Source organism: Vibrio sp. 10N.222.48.A3, from assembly GCF_041475345.1.
Classification (GTDB): Bacteria; Pseudomonadota; Gammaproteobacteria; order Enterobacterales; family Vibrionaceae; genus Vibrio; species Vibrio tasmaniensis_A.
This window is the reverse complement of record NZ_JBFRVX010000691.1, coordinates 1,213-2,497: the sequence shown is the minus strand read 5'-3', so window position 1 is coordinate 2,497 and position 1,285 is coordinate 1,213. Positions and strand designations below refer to the sequence as shown.

Genomic DNA, 1,285 nt, shown 5'->3' with positions numbered 1-1,285 from the left:
GCCATAAATTGAGCTTTTCGCTGCGGTTATTTAAGGGCGTAAAGGTCAGGTTTATACGTCCATCTTGTGATGTTATCTGCCAAGGCAAGTTCGTGTCTTGGCGACTGAACGTAAACTGTACCGGGTTAAGCAAGTGTCTGGTTCCATTGACCCATAACACGTTTTCGCAGCCTCCGGTTTCATTCACGCCCGCCGCGAGGTTTAGGCCAATATCTGTGCCATTGGATTGCGTGTTGATGCTTGCCCAGCGCCAGCTGGTTTCACGTCTCATGTAGCCCGCTGAAAAGTCATAACCGGCACGAGCTTGTTGGAGAACGAGTGATTCTCCTTTGATTTGGATTTCACCGCTGATGCGCAAAGCATTGTGCTTTTGAGTGTAAGTCCAACCTGAATAACCCGTTGGGCTGCACATCGCCAAGGGCAAGCTGTCGGCTTTAGGCTCTAAAGCGATATCGGCCTTAATGAGTTTGGTATTCAAGTGAACTTGCCATTGCCCGCCTTCAATATTAAAGGTGATGCTTTGGCCTGCAATGTTTGTCGTGCCGTCAAATGGCGAAGCGGTAACTTGTTTATCAAACCCTAATGGCCTCAACCAAGATGACTCTTCTAGATGGTTGTTTTCAATATCGTACAGATAACAAAATGCCGAGCCTAAGTAGCGAATATCCGCGATAGCGACACCAATAATGTGCGTGTCGGTGACAATGCTGACAAATTGGAATTGTTTGTAGTGGAGGTGCTTCTGCCAAGAGTTTGCTTTTGAATCCATCGAGTTTCGGTAGTCAAAGCTCTCGATGTTCAGGTGCTTGGGGATGCCATCGAAATGTCCAATGATCGGCTGACCATTAGAATCAATCAAACTGTGTGGAGCAGGATTCGTTTTTATCATTGCGATAGTTCACATAAATTTAACAACTAAAGCCATTGTGCGATGAGTAGCGTAGAATTGGGAGGTCATATTCGGACAAGAGCGCGTTACCAATCACGATTTTGTCAGTAGTGTTGTTGAAGCTGAGTAGTCATGTTGATGGGAATGGGCTCGATATAAGGAGAGACGATTGGAGATTATCGCGGAGTATAAGCCGACCGGACATCGGCATCAATTGGGTACATTAGATATCGCGCTGCTGTTGAATACGTTAGAGCAACGAGGTCTCGATATTGAAAGGCTACTCAATGATGTGGGTTTGCCGAACATGGATTGGCGAGACCCGAATGGAAAGCTGACTTACGCTGACAAACTTTCGTTATTTAGCGCGGCGAATCAGAGCTTTCCTCACGATGG

The 1,285-nt window shown here is 46.5% G+C and carries 1 protein-coding gene and 1 pseudogene; one reads left to right on the top strand and one right to left on the bottom strand.

From position 1 onward, the window contains the following. On the bottom strand, positions 1-889 hold an 889-nt coding region (locus AB4653_RS18485; protein WP_372104945.1), incomplete at its 3' end, for a DUF2804 domain-containing protein. A 169-nt stretch (positions 890-1,058) separates the two neighbouring features. On the opposite strand from AB4653_RS18485, the pseudogene AB4653_RS18480 reads away from it, so the two are divergent. Then, a pseudogene (locus AB4653_RS18480) lies at positions 1,059-1,285 on the top strand (AraC family transcriptional regulator); the annotation flags it as partial.